Consider the following 17,444-nt stretch of genomic DNA (forward strand, 5'->3'; position numbering starts at 1 on the left):
GGGTCAGAGCCATTCGTTGATCGCGGCGACGTGGACGGTGGCTTCGTAGCGGACGGCGAGTTTGTCGTAGCGGGTGGCCACCCCACGGTGGCGTTTGAGTCGGTTGATGCCGCACTCGACCGCGTGCCGCTGCTTGTAGATTTCGGGGTCGAAGGCCGGTGGCCGGCCGCCCTTCGACCCCTTGGCCTTGCGATGCGCATCCTGGTCGGTCTTGCTCGGAATGGTCGCCTTGATCCCGCGACCGCGCAGGTGAGCACGGTTGGCTTTCGAGGTGTAGGCCTTGTCCGCAAGGACCCGATCAGGACGTGTCCGCGGCCGCCCACCGGCCGGTCGGGGCACCCGGATCCCGGCCAGGACCGGAATGAACTGCGGGCTGTCGCCACGCTGGCCGGCGGTCAGCACGATCGACAACGGCTTCTGCCCCTGCTCACACCCCAGATGCACTTTCGTGGTCAAGCCGCCCCGCGACCGGCCCAACGCATGATCCTCCGGCTCGACGGTGACCCCGCCCGGTGGCTCGGCCTGCAGATCCCCCTTTTCCGCGCACCCGCCGCATGCTGATGCGCCCGCGCGATCGTGGAATCCACGCTGACATCCCACGTGATCCGCCCTGCCGCCTCGGCCAGAGCCTGCAACGCGGTCAGAATCTGCTGCCAGACACCAGCCCGTTGCCAGCGCCGAAACAGGCCATAAGCCGCTGCCCAGGACCCATATCCCTCGGGCATGTCCCGCCACGGCGCGCCGGTGCGCACCCGCCACCGGATCCCGTCGATCAACTGCCGTCTGCTCCACAACGACGGCCGACCCGGCCGTGACGGCACGGGCAGCAACGGCTCCAGCGCCGCCCACTGCTCGTCGGTCAGGTCGAACCGCCTCGTCACCGCTAGGGTGTCCACGAGGTCTCCGGTGTTCAGGTTCTTCTTGGTCGACGAACCACCTACCGGAGACCTCACCCATGTCGGCCACCGACACGCCCAACACCAGCTCAACCAGCCCGAGACGACTTCGATACAGGCCCTAGCTCCGCGCCGTGAGGTACGCCGGGTCCGGGCCGGGGATCGGCTGGTCCGGCACCCCGGCCAGCAGCTGGCTCATCGCGTGGAAGTACGGCGGCGCGGCGACCGTGCCGCCGAACGCGCCGTGCCCGCAGTCGCCCAGGTGCACCGGGGTGCCCGGGCAGATCTCGCGCGGGTGCGGGCCGTCGGCGAACACCATCGACGACACCGCGTAGTCGTCGACGCCGCCGACGAACGCCACCGACTCGCTCAGCTGGGTCGTGCCCGTCTTGCCGATGTCGGGGCGGGTCCAGCCGGCCGCGCGGGCCGCTTCGGCGGACGTGCCGCTCGTCGTGTCCTTGCTCAGCCCCGCCTCCAGCGTGTTCGCCACCCCCGTCGGGATCACCTGCTCACACGCCTGCTGCGCCACCGGCACGGCGTTCCCGTTCCGGTCGGTCACCGACAGGATCGGGTTCGGCGGGCACCAGACGCCGCCGCTCATCAGCGTCGCCGAGACGTTCGCCATCTCCAGCGGGCTCACCGGGCTGTTGCCGAGGGTGAACGACAGCAGGTTCCGGAAGTACTGCGACTGCGGCTCGCTGAACTGCGGGTTCGACGACTTCGGGTCGGGGGTGCGGCCCGCGTCGTTGGTCGCCAGCGTGTTCCGCAGGCCCAGCTTGTAGGCCATGTCGAGCACGGCGGGCATCCCGACCTGGTTCTCCAGGCCGACGAACGCGACGTTCGGCGACGTCGCCAGCCCGTCGGCGAGGGAGATCGGGTCCGCGTAGTGGCCGTCGTTGTGGACGGTGTAGCACGGCGTGTGGCTGTCGGCGTTCGGCGGCGTGAAGCACTGGCTGTCCGGGTTGGGCAGCGGCGTCTCGAGTCCCGCCTTGCCCGAGACCAGCGCCGCGGCCGAGGTGAAGATCTTGAACGACGAGCCCGCGCCGAACTCGTTGCTCGCGTCGGCGACGATGTTCGTGGACGTCTCGCCTTGCGCCGGGTCCGTTCCGTAATTGCGGTTGGCCACCATGGCGAGCACCTGGTGCCCGGTCGCGCCCGGCTGGACCACGGCGAAGGTGTTGGCCACGCCGTCCTGGGTGGTCGGGACGTTCGCGTCGACGGCGTCCTTCGTCACCTGCGAGACGCGCGGGTCGAGCGTGGTCTTGACCGTGTACCCGCCGGTGGCCAGCTGGTCGACCGTGAACCCGGCGTGCACGAGGTAGCTTTCCGCGTAGGCGCAGAAGAACCCGGCGTCGGGGGCCGCGCCCATGCAGGTTGCCGACGGCGTCACGGGACCGTTCGGCAGCAGCCCGAGCGGCGCCGCCTTCGCCGTCGCGGCGTAGGACGCCGGGATCGAGCCGTTGGTCGCCATGTCGTCGATGACGAGGTTCCGGCGCTGCAGAGCTTTGTCCGGGTGCGTGTACGGGTTGTAGATGCTGGGGTTGTTCACCATTCCGGCGAGCAACGCCGCCTGTGGCACGGTCAGTTTGTCCGCCGTCGTCCCGAAATACGCTTTCGCGGCCGCTTGGACGCCGTACACGGTTCCGCTGAATTCGACCACGTTGAGGTAGTCCGCCAGAATGTCGTCCTTGCTCATCGTGTCGTTGAGCTGGACGGCCATTTTCGCTTCCCGCAGCTTGCGCGCGAGCGAATCTTCGCGGTCCTCCTGCTGGGCGAGCGGGTTGTTCCGGTCGACGACGTTCACGAGGTAGTTCTTGACGTACTGCTGCGTGATCGTCGACGCGCCCTGCAGCGCGCCGCCGGTGGTGTCGTTGACGGCCGCGCGAAGCGTGCCCTGCAGGTCGACGCCGCCTTCGGTGTAGAACCGGCGGTCCTCGACCGCGATGATCGCGGCCTTCATCGTCGTCGCGATCCCGGCCGCGGCGACCGGGAGGCGGTACTGCGCGTAGAGCGTCGCGATCGGGGTGCCGTCGCGGTCGGTCACCGTCGTGGTCAACGGCGGGTCGGCCGCGGCGAGCTGGGCGGAAATGGCGTCCACCGAATCGCTCACCTGGTTCGACAGCAAGCCGGCGCCGATGGCCGCCGGTGCCATTGTCCCGGCCACCAGAATTCCGGCGAGAACGCACAACCCGACAAAAGGGACCACGCCACCACGACGATTCACGGAACCGAGATTAGCCATCGGCGGACAATGCTTCCGTCCGGTGAGACATGTGCCTCACCGGGCCAACCTGCCCAGCAGTGCCGAAGCGACCGCGATCGCCGCCACCGTCGCGACGGCGAGCACGCCGAAGTCGAGCCCGAGGTGCGCGGGCGTGCCGATCAGCAGCCCGCGCAGCGCGTCGACCTGGTAGCTCAACGGGTTCACGTGGCTGAGCACCTTGAGCCACGACGGCATCAGGTCCACCGGGTACAGCGCGTTCGAACCGAAGAACAGCGGCATGGTGATCGCCTGCCCGATGCCCATCAGCCGTTCCCGCGACAGCACGATCCCGGCGATCACGATGGAGAGGCAGCAGAAGAACGCCGAACCGAGCACGAGGACGACGGCCATGGCGAGCAGCTTCAGCGGGTTCGCCGTCAGCCCGACGCCGAGGAGCGCGGCCAGGATCAGCACCATCAGGGCCTGGACGAGCGCGCGGACCCCGGCGGCGAACGCCTTCCCGGCGACGAGCGCGGCGCGCGGGGTCGGGGTGACCAGGAGCTTGGCGAGCACGCCCGCGTCGCGTTCCCAGATGATCTGGATGCCGTAGAAGATCGCGATGAACAACGCCGACTGCGCGAGGATGCCCGGCGCGAGGTAGTCGAGGTAGGGCGTCGAGCCGGTCGGGATCGCCTTCAGCCGGGTGAACGTCTCGCCGAAGATCAGCAGCCACAGCGCGGGCTGGATGGCCCGGGTGAGCAGCTCGGTCTGGTCGCGGCGCAGCTTCTGCAGCTCCACCAGGCACATCGCGCCGACGCGGGCGACGAGCACGCGCAGGCGGCCGAGCGGGCCGGGGTCAGCCGAGACGGCGGGCGGTGCGGCGAGTGGCGCGGACACTGCGGATCCCTCCTTCTTCGCTCTCCAGGCGGTTCCCGGTGACGGCGCGGAACACGTCGTCCAAAGTGGACCCTTCGCCGAGGCCGTCCTCCAGCTCGGCGGGGGTGCCGAGCGCGCGGATCCGGCCGGCGTGCATCAGGGCGACGCGGTCGCAGTACTGCTCGGCTTCGTCCATGTAGTGGGTCGTGACGAGCACGGTCATCCCGGTCGCGGCGCGGATCTCGGCGATGCGCTCCCACACCGACGAGCGAGCCACCGGGTCGAGCCCGATCGTCGGCTCGTCGAGGATCAGCAGCCGGGGCGAGCTGACCAGGGCCTGCGCCAGCTCCAGGCGGCGGATCATGCCGCCGGAGTACGTCTTGGCCGTGCGGTCGGCGTCGTCGGCGAGGCCGACCAGCTCCAGCGCGAGCCGCACCTGTTCGGTGCGCCGCGCGCGGGGCACGTCGAAGAGCCGCGCGAACAACGCGACGTTTTCGCGGCCGGTCAAGGCGCCGTCGGCGGACAGCTGCTGGGGGACGTAGCCGATCAGCCGTCGCACGGCCATCCGGCGGCGAGCGACGTCGACGCCGAAGACGCTGATGCGGCCCGGCGTGGTCGGCAGCAGGGTGGTGATCATCCGCAGCGTCGTCGTCTTCCCGGCGCCGTTCGGGCCGAGCAGGCCGAACACCTCGCCCGCGTGGATCTCCAGGTCGACGCCGTCGACCGCGCGGGTCGCGCCGAACGAGTGGCTGAGGCCGGTGCACCGCACCGCGGGTTCGGTCATGGCTGCTCCTTCAGGACGCCCATGAGCTTTTCCAAGGCGGGCAACGCCTGTTCGATCGCCTCGACGTCCTCTTCGGACAGTCCGGCGAGCGCGTCGGCGACGAGCCCGGTGCGCGCGCGGCGCCAGTTCGCCATCCGGTCGCGGGCCGCGCCGGTGATCTCCAGGCGGGTGGCGCGGCGGTCGGCCGGGTCGGGTTCGCGGCGCAGCAACCCGGCTTCGGCGAGCTGGTTCACCAGCGTGCTGACGGAGTTGGCCGCGAGGTGCAGCTCGCGCGCGGCCGCGGCGACGCCGATGCCGGGGTGGTCGGCCACCACGCGCAGGACCTCGACCTGCGCGCCGGGCAGCGGCGAGCCGGGAACGTCGGCGCGCACCCGGCGGCGCACCACGCGGCGGATGCCCTGCACGGCGCCCAGCAGCCGTTCGGCGAGTTCGGTCATGCCGCCAAGGTAGCTCTGAGTCAGATCTATTAGCAACGCTTAATGTCTGGTTGGCGAGGAATGCGAGGTATCAGCCGCGCGCGGCTTCGGCGAGGGCCAGGTCGAGCAGCCCGGGGAAGCGGGCGTCGAACTCTTCGCGGCGCAACGCGTTCAGCCGTTGCGTGCCGCTGTCCCACTGCTTGAGCAGCCCGGCCGCGCGGAGGATCTTGAAGTGCCGCGACGCCGCGGGTTTGCTGACCGGCGGCATGATCGCGCCGCACGACTGGCCGGGCCGGCGGGCGAGCGCGGCGACCATCGCCAGCCGGTGCGGGTCGCGCAGGGCCTCGAGCGCGGCGCTGAGCGGGACGTCCTCGAGGTCCGGGTGGTCCAACGGGGTCGCGGTGCGGCTCGCCATGTCCCGAGTATCCCTGGTTGCCGGGCGGACGGGAGCTGTGCCAGGGTCGATGTTAGTCGATTGGTTAACATGAGGAGGTCGTCCGATGCGCGTCTACCGTCCCGAGGCGGGAAAGCTGGTCCTGCGCGAGGAGCCCGTTCCCGAGCCGCAGCGCGGCGAAGTGCTCGTTCGCGTGCGGGCGACCTCGCTCAACTACCGCGACCTGCTCATCCTCGACGGCGACCACTTCACCACCGGGCCGGGGAACCTCGTCCCGGTGTCCGACGCCGCCGGCGACGTCGTCGCGGTCGGGGACGGCGTCACGCGCTTCGCGGTCGGCGACCGGGTGCTCAACGCCTTCCACTCGCACTGGATCGCCGGGCGGCTGCCGGACACCCTGGTCGGCTACGGCAACGGCCAGGACGGCTGGCTCACCGAATACCGCACGGTCTCCGAACAAGCGCTCGTCGCGCTGCCGGATTCGCTCACCTACGAGCAGGGTGCGACGCTGCCGTGCGCCGCGGTCACCGCGTGGACGTCGCTCGACGGCGTGCGGCCGGGCGACGTCGTGCTCACGCTCGGCACCGGGGGCGTCTCCTTGTTCGCCCTTCAGCTGGCGAAGGCGCGCGGGGCGCGGGTCGTCGCGACGACGTCGAGCGCGGCGAAAGCGGCGAAGCTGACGGAGCTCGGCGCGGACACGGTGCTCGACTACGTCGCGACGCCGGAGTGGGGCAAGGCCGTGCTCGACGCGACCGGCGGCCGCGGCGCGGACCGGATCGTGGAGGTCGGCGGGCCCGGCACGTTCGCGCAGTCGCTGATCGCGGCCGGGACGCACCACGCCGAGATCGCGCTCGTCGGGTTCGTCGGCCGCGGCGGCGCGGCGGTCGACTTCATGGACCTGTTCCGCAGCGGCGCGACCGTGCGCAAGATCTGGGTCGGCAGCCGCGAGGACACCGAGGACCTCGTCCGATGGCTCGAGGCCCGGCCGATCGAGCCTGTCATCGACAGCGTTCACCCCTTCGAGCGAGCCGACGCGGCGGTCGAGCACTTCCGGAGCCGGGCCAACCTGGGCAAGGTCGTGCTCACCCACGCGTGAGGGGGAAGGGATACCGCTGATCGGCGGAACGGGCCGCCGTCGACCGTTCGGCGGATTCCCCGTGCCGTTCGCCGCGTGACCGGCGGGTTCCGCTCCGGAATCGGCCGCGGCGGGCGCATGCTGTCCTTTCCGACCCCGGGTCCCCGCGCCTGACGTCCACTGTGGACATTGCCAGTGCGCCCGGCCCGGCGGTCTTCTCGACCGGAGACAGGACACATGAATCTGCTGGACAGCAAGCTCGTCCGGTGCTGGACGTCCCGCCCGCACCTGCAGTCCCTCTACCACCTCGCCGCGGCGGCCCCGCGGATGCGCGCGGCGCTCGGCCTCGCGCCCACCGGCGGCGGCACGGTCGGCTTCAAGGTGGACGGGGACGCGCTGGCCCGCACCGAAGCGGAGCTGATCGCCGCGACGTCGGCGCGGCTGCCGGTGCACCCCCTGGTGACGCAGGACCTGAGTGGCCGCTCGACCGTGCGGTGCTGGCGCCGCAACCGCGACCTGCGCGTGCTGACCGGCGACCTCGTCGACGTCGCGGACCGGCTGGCCAGGGCGGGCTACGGCGGCTGCCTGCGGTCGGCGACCGTCGAGTTCGCCGAGCAGACCGGCCGCTGCGACCGGAAGCTCGCGCTCGTGTACCTGTTCGACCGCGGCACGTTCCACGCCGCGGCGGCGTCCGGGGCCGGACCCCTGAACCGCGCGCTGGAGCTGCGCGCCCGGGCCGCGCTGCACGGCGCGCTGCCGCTGGAGCCGGTCGCGCACCGCCGGTTCGTCGTCTGACGCCGTCGTCCGGCCGGGTGACCGGGGCGTTGCAGACGACGTCGTCGTCGGTGACGATGAGGTGTCGGCGTGCGAGAGCGCCGGGCCGAAGGAGGCCCGATGGCGGGTTTTCCCTGGACGTGCGCGCAGTGCGGCGCGGTCAACGACGCCGCTGCCCGGCGGTGCGGCACCTGCGCGAGCCTGGCCCCCGGCCGGGCCCGGGTGCGGGCGCTGTGGGTGCTGCTCACCCTGATGCTGGTCGCCGGGGTCGCTGTCGTCGGCGTCCTGCTCTTCGCTGGGCGATCGAAGCCGGAGCCCGCCGCGTCCGGGCCGTTCCCGCAGTACACGACGCCGGTGCTGCCGACGACCAAGACCGTCGTCACCACCGCGAACGGCCTCACCCCGCCGGTCACGCCGTCGACGTCCACCTCGGCGACACCGGCCGGGAAGCCGTGCCCCGGCGACGCCGCGCGGTACCTGCCGGGCGGCACCGGCACCGCGCTGCTGGTGGCTCAGACCGGGCGGTCGCTCGTCACGGTCTGCCGCGTCCCCGACGGGCGGATCTTCTACGACGGCCAGGCCCGCGGGCAGGCGGCCTCGCCCGACACCCACATCTTCCTGCCCGCCGAGGCCGCGGGCGACGGCTTCGTCGCGGTCAACGGCGACTACCGCTACACGATCTCGGGCGGCAGGCTCGTCGTCTCGGCGGGCGGCGAGGTGCTCTCGAACGAGGAGCTCACGACGGTCGGCTGAGCTCACGATGTGGGAGCGCCGCCGTCGATCCGGCGGTTTTCCGCATGCTGGAGGCATGGTTTCTCCGCTCGACAACCCGGCGTGGACGTCACTGACCGGTCCGCACGCCGGTTTCGCCGAACGGCGTGGGCGCGTGCTGCGCTACCCCGAGGACGTCTCGCCGTTCTTCGCCCTGCCGGACGACCCCACCGAGCAGGACTGGCGGGACCTCGCCGAGCTCGCCGGGCCGGGCGCCTTCGTCGTGCTCGCCGCCACGCCCGCGCGGCCGCCGTCCGGCTGGACGGTCCTCGACGAGACGCCGGGCGTGCAGCTGGTCGACGACGGTGTCGCGGCCGCGCCGGAGCCGGAAGCCGTGCGGCTGGGCCTCGCGGACGTGCCGGAGATGCTCGACCTCGTCGAGCGGACGAAGCCGGGGCCGTTCCGGAAGCGGACCATCGAGCTCGGCACGTACCTGGGGATCCGGCGCGGCGGCGCACTGGTCGCGATGGCGGGTGAGCGGTTGCGGCCGCCCGGGTACACCGAGATCAGCGCGGTCTGCACCGACCCCGCGTTCCGCGGCTCGGGGTTGGCGACGCGGCTCGTGCTCGCCGTCGCCGCGGGCATCCGCGAGCGCGGGGAGACGCCGATGATGCACGCGGCGGCGAGCAACACCTCCGCGATCCGCCTCTACCTCTCGCTGGGCTTCCGCCTGCGGTGGCGGCCGGACTTCATCGCCGTCCGCGTGCCGGGCTAGGCACCGGTCGACGAGCCGGGGCGCACGATCATCAGCACCGTCACCGCGGCCCACAGCAGGTTGAACACGCCGGTGACCATGGCCAGCCGCGCGGCCCGGCTGCCCAAGGTGTCCGAAGTGGACTCCCCGGTCAGCTCGGCGAGCAGGCGCTTCTGGTGTGGGAGCACGAGCAAGGCGAGCACGGCGGCGGCGACCGCGGTCAGCCCGATCGACGTGAGCAGCCACGGGTCGCCCATGACGTGCATGGTGCCCGCGACGCCGAAGCCGAACACGGGCACGGCGATCGCGGCGTAGGCGTAGACCCGGCAGATGCGGTGCAGCACGGTGACGACTTTGACGTCACCCTTGCGGACGGCGGCGGGGAACATGCTGGCCGCGACGGCGACCGGGCCGACGGCGAGCACGGCCGCCAGGACGTGGACGGAGAGCAGGAACTTCGACACGCGCCGAACCTACTGGGTGCGGCGCGAGCCGGGGAGTGGCTGGAATGCCAGGAACCGCCAAGATCGAGCCAGGTGGGTTCTGGATGTCGATTCCGGCGGCCGCGGTTCGACGCGTGGGTAGGAACGGGAAAGGGGACCCACGATGACCACCACGACTTGCACCGCCGCTTCGACTCGGGTCCGGAGCCTGCCGGTCCTGCTCGCCACCGAGGACGACGCCGAGGACATGGGCCTGCTGGCGCCGGACGACCGGCTGACCTGCCACGTGCACGGCCGGTGGATCCACCAGTGCGTCGCCTCGCCGGCGCACGTCAGCCCGGTCACGCGCCACCGCTGGTGCCGGGGTTGCCGGTGCGAGCTGTCGGTCGCGGTCGACGAGCTGTCGCAGACGGTCGCGATGACGTGCCCGCGGTGTGGGCGGGGTGGGAGTGCGGCCACCGCGCGGCTGACCGTGGCTTGCCGGGCGAGTCTGGCGGCTGAGCGGGCGGCTCGTCGCGCGGCTTGAGCTGGGCTGGGGGTCGCCGCCGCCCGGCTGACCGTGGCTCGAACCAGTCCGATGGTCGCCGCCGGGCCGAGGGGGCTTGCTCCACCGGGCTGGACCCGCCGCCGGGCCATTGACTAGTCGGCCGCCGCGCTGCCAGGCTCAGGCCGCCCGGACGGCCGGATGAAATGGGGATCCCGATGCCCGAGGCGGGCTTTGCCGCACCGCCGCGCGCCTTCGTCCGCACGCTCCTGCGCAGCGGCACACCCGCGGAACCCGCCGAACCCGTCGAGGACAACGGCGACCTCACCGCCGTCGGCGATGCCACCCTCGCCCGCGCCTCCCGGTACTGGGTCGTCGTGCCGCTGGCCTACCGCATCGCCGCCTTCGTCAAGGTCTTCATCGGCTTCGCCGCCGCCAACGGCTCCCTCGGCCTCGGGCCCGTGCTGAGTGCCACCGTCTTCGCGGTCCTCGCCAACACCGCCGCGATGGTGTGGGTCCTGCGCCGCGGCGGCTTGCGGGCTCGTATCACCGGCCGCGCGCTCGGCCTGGACCTCGCCGTGGGTGTGGCCCTCAACTTCGCCGTCGCGGTGAGCGCGCCGGCCGCCGTGCAGCCCTTCGCCGTCGACGTCTCCTGGACCTGGCTCGTCGGTGCCGTCGCGATGTGGGCCGGCACCTCCGGGCTGCCGACGGCGCTGTGGTTGTTCGCCGCGGCCGTCCCCTTGCGGGCGACGCTGACCCTGGCCGGGGGCCTTCCGCTGGACGACCAGCTCGCCCTCACCCGCTCGATCGGCTGCCTGGTCGCCCTGGCCGTGGCGATCGTGCTCGCCACCGCCATCCTCGTCCTGCTCGGCGTCGGCACCCGCTTCGCCGTCGACATCGGCCTGCGGCGCGGGCGCGAGGCCGAACGCCGCCGCACCCGGCGCATCATGCACGACAGCGTGCTGCAAACCCTCGAGGCGCTGGCCATCTCCGCGCCGGGCGACGACGCGCAAGCCGTCTCTCGGCTGGCGGAGCTGCGGTCGGTCGCCAAGGCCGAAGCGGCCGAGCTGCGCCGCAAGATCACCGAGCCGGTGCCCACCGGGACGACCCGCGGCTTCGCCGTCGAACTCGCCGACGTCGCCACCGAACTCGCCCGCGACGGCCTGCGCACCCAGCTCGTCGCCGCGGACTTCGCCGACGACCACAAGGTTTCCGAGGACCGGCGCACCGCCTTGTGCGAGGCGGTCCGGGAAGCCCTGCGCAACACCGTGAAGCACTCCGGGACCAAGCAGGTCGTGCTGCGCGTCGAAAAGCGCGACGGCGGGATCGCGGTCGTGGCCCGGGACCAGGGTCAGGGCTTCGACGTCCGGCAGCGGCCGCCCGGCTTCGGCATCAGCCAGTCGATCGTGTCGCGGCTGGCCGAAGTCGGCGGGCACGGCACCGTCGACTCCGAACCCGGCCGCGGCACCCGCGTCACGCTGTGGGTGCCGGGCTAGCCACGAGCCGCGCGATTTCGCGGGCGTGGCTGAAGACCAGGAGGTGGTCCGCGGCCAGCCAGGACACGGAGACGTCCGGCCGCGCACGGGTGAGCCGCTCGACGCCGGCCCGCCAGTTCCGGTTGGCCCGCACCACGAGCTCGTCGTCGCCGTCGCCGGCCATCGACGTCGCCATGATCAGGTCGATCGGGCGGTCGATCTCCTGGTAGAGCCCGAGGATCCGCGCCCGGTACTCGTCGATCTCGACGTTGAGCGCGAGGATCTCCGGCCCGGTCAGCAGCACCTGGCGCTTCGTGCCGCGCCGGGGCTCGTTCGCGGCCGCCATGACCGTCCACATCGCGCGGAAGGCCGGCAGGTCGGCCTCGGTCAAGAATGGCTCGGGGATCGGGTTCGCCCCGTCCACCAGGACGAGCCGGTCGACGGAGCCCGGGTGCTCGGCCGCGTACCGCACTGCCAGGTCCGCGCCGAGCGAATACCCGACGAGCACGGGCGGTGCGGGCAGGTCGACCCGAGCAAGCACCGCCGAGAGGTCGCTGAAGAACGCCTCGAATGTGTAGTCGTCGGCAGCTGAGGCGAGACCGTGGCCCCGGAAGTCGAACGTCACCACGTCGTGGTCGCGCCGCAGCAGCGTGCTCAGCTCGTCGAGGTCCGCTTGGGTCGAGCTGAGCCCGGGGCACAGGACCAGCGGCTGTCCCCGTCCGCCGCGCGAAACCGCGATCGTGACGCCGTCGTGGTCGATCGTGAACCGCTCCATCGCCCGACGGTAGCGCGCATCCGGCCGCACCCTTCTTTCACTGCGGCACCGGACAGCGGTCAGTAGGCGTGGAACACCGTGTCGTCGCCGGTGTACTCGGTCCAGCCCGGTGAGCCGGTGGCGGCGAACCGGAGCCAGGCGCCGTTCAGCTCGCGGGCCAGCTGCCGCGGGGCGTTCTCGCCGACCAGTCCGCGCGGCCCGGAGGCCGGCTCCAGCGCGTCGAACACGAACGGCACTTCGAGGCCGTGGCACGCGCCCAGCCTGCCCTCGAGCAGGGGAGAGCCCCACTCGAACTCGTAGCGGAACGTCCGGCCGGTGTGGTGCTCGGCGAGGTCGCGGACGCCGTCGCGGAAGACCAGGTCGGTCAGCGCCTCGACGAGGACCTCGCCCGCCGCGCGGTCGGTGCCCAGGCCGTAGGCCGCCAGGACGCCCGCCGGGTCCGGGTGCGACACCGCCAGCGACGCCACGGCCTGGTCGTCGGTGACGGCTTCGAGCACGCCCGTCGGCACCAGGAACAGCCGCATCTCCTCGCTGCAGCTGCCGGCGAGCAGGTCGACGTCGGCCCCGGCGCCGGCCCGGATGGCCTTGCCCGGGTGCCGGGGCAGGACGTCGTCGCCGACCACCGGGAGGAACGGGCTGAGCCCGTACCCGCGGTCGTAGCCCAGCGCGTCGCGCAGGTCGGGGGCGCCGCCGGGCCGCAGGACGGCGTCCTGCGCGTCGAGCAGCTGCTCGGTCGACACCTTCCGGAACGCCTCCGCGGTCGGCTCGGCCTTCAGCTCGTCGGCGACCACCTTGGCCAGCCGCCGCGCCTGGACGCCGTCGCGGACCATGTCCGGGTGTCCGCTTTGGACGATCGCGCGGTGGAAGAGTCCCGCCGACAGCGGCGATCCGAGCAGGCAGGCGACGCTGACCGCGCCGGACGCCTCGCCGAAGAGGGTGACGTCGGCGGGGTCGCCGCCGAACCCGGTGATGTTCTCCTGGACCCACCGCAGGGCCGCGAGCTGGTCGCGCAGGCCGAGGTTGGTCGCGCCGCCGTCCAAGGGCAGGAAGCCGTCGATGCCGAGCCGGTACTGCACCGACACCAGCACCGCGCCGCCCCGGGCGAACGCGGTGCCGTCGTGGGCCGGGGCCGCCGCGCTGCCGCCGAGGAACGCGCCGCCGTGCAGGAACACCAGCACGGGCAGGCCGGCCGCGCCCAGCTGCGGGGTCCAGACGTCGACGGTCAGGTACTCCGGTCCCGGCCGCCAGCCGCTGCCGGTGAGCGGCGACAGGTCGATGCCGGGGACGTCGTGCCGTCGTTGGGGCGCGGTCGGCCCCGGTCTGTCCGTGTCGCGGACCCCTTCCCACGCTTGCGCCGGGACGGGTTCGGCGAAGCGGAGCTTCGCCCTCGGGCGCGGCGGCGTACGGGATGCCGCGGAACCGCGCGATGCCGGCGGCGGTGACCTGACCCCGGACCGCGCCGGACGTGGTGGGGACGACGGGGTCGGTCATGCGGAGGGTCCCTTCGTGGAAGACCGGAGGCGTGCCCGCCAGCCTAGGACCGCGGAGGGCCCGCCGTCATGACCTGATCGTCTCCGCCGCGGGTCGTGAGTGAGAAACCGGGTTAGAACACTGTTTTTCACTCACGACCCGTGCGGTCAGTCCGTCAGCAGGTCCTCGATGGTGATCGGGATGTGCCGGACGCGGATGCCGGTGGCGTTGTGCACGGCGTTGGCGACGGCCGCCGCCATGCCGACCGTGCCGATCTCGCCGAGCCCGCGCGCGCCGACGGCGTTGTGCAGGGTGTCCGGGTACTCGACGAACTGGACGTCGACCTCGGGGATGTCGGCGTTGACCGGCAGCAGGTAGCTCGCGAAGTCGCCGTTGGCGAGCCTGCCGTTCGCCTCGATCTCCAGGCCCTCGTGCAGCGCGGCCGAGACACCCCAGATCATGCCGCCCATGATCTGGCTGCGGGCCGTCTTGTCGTTGATGATCCGGCCCGCGTCGAACACGCCGAGCATCCGCGACACCCGGGCCTCACGCGTCCACTTGTGCACCCGCACCTCGACGAACTGGGCGCCCCACGAGCTGAACGAGTGCTTCGTGACCTCCTCGCCGGGTGCCGACGAGCCGGTCACCTCGAGCTTCTCGCGGCCCAGCGCCCGCAGCAGCTCGCCGAAGGTCATGGTCCGCCCGTCCGCGAAAACGCGGCCGTCGGCGTAGGTGACTTCGGCGCCTTCGAACGGCGCGCCCGGGTCGGCCGCCAAGGCGACGAGCTCGTCGATCGCCTTGGTCGCCGCGATCATGATCGCGGTGCCCGCGCTCGCCGTCGCCGTCGAGCCGCCGGACAGGCCGCCCGGCGGGAGCGCCGAGTCGCCGAGCTTCGGCGTGATCCGGTCGGCCGGGATGTCCAGCGATTCGGCGCCGATCAGCGACAGCACGGTCAGCAGGCCGGTGCCCGGGTCCGCGCCGCTCGTCGCGACCACGGCGGTGTCGTCGGCGTTGAGCGTGATGCCGACGGTGGCCGGGAAGCGCAGGGCGGGGAACATCGCCGTGGCCACGCCCATGCCGACGAGCCAGTCGCCGTCGGTGCGCCCGCCCGGACGGCGGTGCTGCCAGCCGAACCGCGCCGCGCCGACGCGGAAGCACTCGTCGAGGTGCTTGCTCGCCCACTGCAGATCCTTGCCCGGCGGGGCGATCGAGTTGTTCTTGATCCGCAGCTCGACCGGGTCCATGCCGAGTGCTTCGGCGAGCTCGTCGACCGCGCTTTCCAGCGCGAACGAACCGGGTGCCTCGCCGGGGGCGCGCATGAACGTCGTCGGCGGGACGTTCAGCGGCACGATCTTCTGGCTGATGGCCAGGTTCCGCGTCGCGTACCACTCGCGCGAGGTGCCGTGCGACGTCGGCTCGACGAACGACCGCGCCGTGTCCGTGCTGCACCACGAGTCGTGGCTCAGCGCGACGAGCGAGCCGTCCCGCTCGGCGCCGAGCTTGATGGTCTGGACCGTCGCGGCCCGGCCGGCCGTCGCGGTGAACACCTGCTCGCGGGTCAGCGCGGCCTTCACCGGCCGGCCGAGGTCGCGGGCCGCCGCGGCGGCGAGGAAGGCCGGCGACGACGTCCGCCCCTTGCCGCCGAACGCGCCGCCCACGAACGGGTTCACGCAGTGCACGGCCTCCAGCGGCACGTCGAGCGCGCTGGCGAGCTCCATCGCCTGCAGGTTCGACGCCTGGTTGCCGCTGTAGACGGTCACCTCGCCGCCGTCCCACACCGCGACGGCGGAGTGCGGTTCCATCGCGGCGTGGTTCTGCGTCGCGGTGGTGTAGGTCGCCTCGACGACCACCGGGCTCGCGGCGAACGCGTCCGCGATGGATTCGACGCCGTCTTCGAGGATTTCGAGGGTCGGCGGTGCGCCGTCACGGGCCGGCGGCGCGTCCTCGGCGTCGGCGAGACCTTCGGACAGCGACGTCTTCGCCGGCAGCTCGCGGTAGGTGACCTTGACGAGCCCGGCCGCGTCGCGCGCCTGCTCGAACGACTCCGCGACGACGAAGCCGATCGGCTGGCCGTAGTAGGTGACTTCCTCGGTCTGCAGCGGAACCCACGTCTCGCCGAACAGGGGCGAGGTCGCCGTCTGGAGCTTCAGCGGGTCGAACGGCGAGTACGCGGCGAGGACGCCGGGTGCTTCGCGCGCCGCGGTGAAGTCCATCGCTTCGAGCTCGCCGTGGGCGATCGTGCTGAGCACGACGTAGCCGTAGACCATGCCGGGGAAGGTGTGGTCGGCGCCGTACTTGGCCCCGCCGGTGACCTTCAGCGGCGCGTCGAGCCGGGCGATCATCGGGAGCTTCCCTCGGTCAGTTCGAGCAGGACGCGCACCAGGGTCCGCTTCAGCAGCGGAACCTTGAACGCGTTGCCGGACAACGGTTCGGCACCGTCGGCCGCGACGGCCGCGGCGGCTTCGAACGAAGCCTGGGTCGCCGGGGCACCGCGCAGGGCGTCCTCGACGGCCGGGAGGTGCCACGGCACGGTGCCGACGCCACCGGCCGCGACTCGCGCGTCGGCGATCACGCCGTCCTGGACGTCGAGGGCGACGGCCGCGGAGCACAGCGCGAACTCGTAGGACTGACGGTCGCGCACCTTGACGTAGGTGGAGTTCGCCGCCCAGTCCAGCCGCGGGACGACCACCTCGGTGATCAGCTCGCCCGGCCGCAGGTCGTTCTCCAGCGCGGGCGTGTCGCCGGGCAGCTGGTAGAACTCGCGCAGGGCGACCTCGCGGGTGCCGTCGGCGCTTTCGAGCCGCAGCCGCGCGTCGAGGGCGACCAGGGCGACGGCGACGTCGCTGGCGTGCGTCGCGACGCAGGAGTCGCTGGTGCCGAGGATGGCGTGCATCCGGTTGGCGCCTTCGATCGCGGAGCAGCCGCTGCCGGGGACGCGCTTGTTGCACGGCATGGCGACGTCGCGGAAGTACGAGCACCGCGTGCGCTGCAGCAGGTTCCCGCCGATGCTGGCCATGTTCCGGATCTGCTGCGACGCGCTCAGCAGCAGCGCGCGCGAGATCGCCGGGTACACGCCGGGGTGCGCGGCGATGGCGCTCATCCGTTCCAGCGCGCCGAACCGCAGCCCGTCCTCGGTGTCGATGCCGCGCAGCGGCACCTGGTTGATGTCGAGGACGTGCTCGGGCGTGAGGACGTCGAGCTTCATGAGGTCGACGAGGGTCGTCCCGCCGGCGAGGAACGTGCCGGGCGTGGCGAGGGCGGCGTCGACCGTGGTGGGCGCGGTCAGCTCAAAGGGACGCATTGGCCCGCCTCGCCTGCTCGACCGCCTTGACGATGTTCGGGTAGGCCGCGCACCGGCAGAGGTTGCCGGACATGAACTCGCGCACGTCCTCGACGTCCTGCTCGACGGCGGCGACCGCCGACATGATCTGCCCGGCGGTGCAGAACCCGCACTGCAGGGCGTCCTGGTCCACGAACGCCTGCTGCACCGGGTGCAGCGGCTCGTCCTCTGTGGACAGTCCTTCGACGGTGGTCACCGGTTGTGTGACGGTGGCGGCCAGGGTGAGGCACGAGAGCACGGGCCGTCCGCCGACGTGCACGGTGCAGGCGCCGCACTGCCCGCGGTCGCAGCCCTTCTTCGGGCCGGTGACGGCGAGGCGCTCGCGCAGCGCGTCCAGGAGCGTGACGCCGGGATCGACGTCCAGGTGTTCGGTACTGCCGTTGACTTCTAGGGATATGTCCACTGGTCTCTTTCCGCGGCTCGTCCGGGTGGGTACCTGACGGTGGTGGTGGCGGCGAACGGGGAGCGGATAGTCATCCGCTTCACCCGGACGCGAGGCTAGCGGATTACAATCCGGTTGGCAACGAGCCGGTCACGCTGGAGTTGCTCCAGGTCTGGGTTAGATTCGGCGGGA

General features: G+C 72.2%; 17 protein-coding genes and 1 pseudogene. 6 read left to right on the forward strand and 12 right to left on the reverse strand.

Annotated elements, in window-relative coordinates:
• Nucleotides 1-3: 3 nt before the first annotated feature.
• The 6 genes from QP939_RS31740 to QP939_RS31765 form a co-directional block, all read right to left on the reverse strand.
• Nucleotides 4-881 (reverse strand): IS5 family transposase gene (locus QP939_RS31740; protein ID WP_285459629.1). Its coding sequence is split into 2 segments (ribosomal slippage): nucleotides 4-488 and nucleotides 488-881, totalling 879 coding nucleotides; the frame shifts between segments, so codons are not numbered across the junction.
• Nucleotides 882-1,017: 136 nt separating this feature from the next.
• Nucleotides 1,018-3,138, reverse strand: coding sequence for a transglycosylase domain-containing protein (locus QP939_RS31745; protein WP_285449879.1), 2,121 nt, complete (start codon nucleotides 3,136-3,138; stop codon nucleotides 1,018-1,020).
• A 36-nt stretch (nucleotides 3,139-3,174) separates the two neighbouring features.
• A complete protein-coding gene (locus QP939_RS31750) occupies nucleotides 3,175-3,996 on the reverse strand; it encodes an ABC transporter permease (protein WP_285449880.1) in 822 nt (273 codons plus the stop codon).
• Nucleotides 3,956-4,759, reverse strand: coding sequence for an ABC transporter ATP-binding protein (locus QP939_RS31755; RefSeq protein WP_285449881.1), 804 nt, complete (start codon nucleotides 4,757-4,759; stop codon nucleotides 3,956-3,958). Before QP939_RS31755 ends, QP939_RS31750 begins: the two co-directional genes overlap by 41 nt.
• On the reverse strand, nucleotides 4,756-5,196 hold the full coding sequence (locus QP939_RS31760; protein WP_285449882.1) for a MarR family winged helix-turn-helix transcriptional regulator: 441 nt from the start codon (nucleotides 5,194-5,196) through the stop codon (nucleotides 4,756-4,758). Before QP939_RS31760 ends, QP939_RS31755 begins: the two co-directional genes overlap by 4 nt.
• Before the next feature lie 70 nt (nucleotides 5,197-5,266).
• Nucleotides 5,267-5,590, reverse strand: a complete 324-nt coding sequence (locus QP939_RS31765) for an ArsR/SmtB family transcription factor (RefSeq protein WP_285449883.1) — start codon at nucleotides 5,588-5,590, stop codon at nucleotides 5,267-5,269.
• Nucleotides 5,591-5,675: 85 nt separating this feature from the next.
• Between QP939_RS31765 and QP939_RS31770 the strand changes: the two genes are divergently transcribed.
• From QP939_RS31770 to QP939_RS31785, 4 genes are all read left to right on the forward strand, one after another.
• On the forward strand, nucleotides 5,676-6,665 hold the full coding sequence (locus QP939_RS31770) for a zinc-dependent alcohol dehydrogenase family protein (protein WP_285449884.1): 990 nt from the start codon (nucleotides 5,676-5,678) through the stop codon (nucleotides 6,663-6,665).
• A gap of 216 nt (nucleotides 6,666-6,881) precedes the next feature.
• Nucleotides 6,882-7,439: a PspA-associated protein PspAB gene (gene pspAB / locus QP939_RS31775; RefSeq protein ID WP_285449885.1), complete on the forward strand. Its 558-nt coding sequence runs from the start codon at nucleotides 6,882-6,884 to the stop codon at nucleotides 7,437-7,439.
• A 99-nt stretch (nucleotides 7,440-7,538) separates the two neighbouring features.
• A complete protein-coding gene (locus tag QP939_RS31780; protein WP_285449886.1) occupies nucleotides 7,539-8,171 on the forward strand; it encodes a hypothetical protein in 633 nt (210 codons plus the stop codon).
• A 55-nt stretch (nucleotides 8,172-8,226) separates the two neighbouring features.
• Entirely contained in the window at nucleotides 8,227-8,904 is a 678-nt protein-coding gene (locus tag QP939_RS31785) for a GNAT family N-acetyltransferase (protein ID WP_285449887.1), read from the forward strand.
• On the opposite strand, the gene QP939_RS31790 is transcribed toward QP939_RS31785, so the two are convergent.
• On the reverse strand, nucleotides 8,901-9,347 hold the full coding sequence (locus tag QP939_RS31790; protein WP_285449889.1) for a DUF2269 family protein: 447 nt from the start codon (nucleotides 9,345-9,347) through the stop codon (nucleotides 8,901-8,903). The genes QP939_RS31785 and QP939_RS31790 overlap by 4 nt on opposite strands.
• Nucleotides 9,348-9,489: 142 nt before the next feature.
• On the opposite strand from QP939_RS31790, the gene QP939_RS31795 reads away from it, so the two are divergent.
• Both QP939_RS31795 and QP939_RS31800 read left to right on the forward strand, forming a co-directional pair.
• On the forward strand, nucleotides 9,490-9,852 hold the full coding sequence (locus tag QP939_RS31795) for a hypothetical protein (RefSeq protein ID WP_285449890.1): 363 nt from the start codon (nucleotides 9,490-9,492) through the stop codon (nucleotides 9,850-9,852).
• 176 nt (nucleotides 9,853-10,028) lie between these two features.
• Nucleotides 10,029-11,306 carry a sensor histidine kinase gene (locus tag QP939_RS31800; RefSeq protein WP_285449891.1) on the forward strand — a complete coding sequence of 426 codons (1,278 nt, stop codon included), beginning with the start codon at nucleotides 10,029-10,031 and terminating at the stop codon, nucleotides 11,304-11,306.
• Here QP939_RS31800 and QP939_RS31805 read toward each other — a convergent pair.
• The 5 genes and pseudogenes from QP939_RS31805 to QP939_RS31825 form a co-directional block, all read right to left on the reverse strand.
• Nucleotides 11,284-12,060 carry an alpha/beta fold hydrolase gene (locus QP939_RS31805; protein WP_285449892.1) on the reverse strand — a complete coding sequence of 259 codons (777 nt, stop codon included), beginning with the start codon at nucleotides 12,058-12,060 and terminating at the stop codon, nucleotides 11,284-11,286. The genes QP939_RS31800 and QP939_RS31805 overlap by 23 nt on opposite strands.
• A 59-nt stretch (nucleotides 12,061-12,119) precedes the next feature.
• Nucleotides 12,120-13,391, reverse strand: a pseudogene (locus QP939_RS31810) (carboxylesterase/lipase family protein); the annotation flags it as partial.
• Nucleotides 13,392-13,697: 306 nt separating this feature from the next.
• Nucleotides 13,698-15,872 (reverse strand): xanthine dehydrogenase family protein molybdopterin-binding subunit, encoded by a 2,175-nt coding sequence (locus tag QP939_RS31815; protein WP_285449893.1) that lies wholly within the window; start codon nucleotides 15,870-15,872, stop codon nucleotides 13,698-13,700.
• On the reverse strand, nucleotides 15,869-16,831 hold the full coding sequence (locus tag QP939_RS31820; RefSeq protein ID WP_285449894.1) for an FAD binding domain-containing protein: 963 nt from the start codon (nucleotides 16,829-16,831) through the stop codon (nucleotides 15,869-15,871). Before QP939_RS31820 ends, QP939_RS31815 begins: the two co-directional genes overlap by 4 nt.
• Nucleotides 16,818-17,273, reverse strand: a complete 456-nt coding sequence (locus QP939_RS31825; protein WP_285449895.1) for a (2Fe-2S)-binding protein — start codon at nucleotides 17,271-17,273, stop codon at nucleotides 16,818-16,820. The genes QP939_RS31820 and QP939_RS31825 overlap by 14 nt, the downstream gene beginning before the upstream one ends.
• Nucleotides 17,274-17,444: the final 171 nt, after the last annotated feature.

This window comes from Amycolatopsis nalaikhensis, from assembly GCF_030264295.1.
GTDB classification, from domain to species: Bacteria; Actinomycetota; Actinomycetes; order Mycobacteriales; family Pseudonocardiaceae; genus Amycolatopsis; species Amycolatopsis nalaikhensis.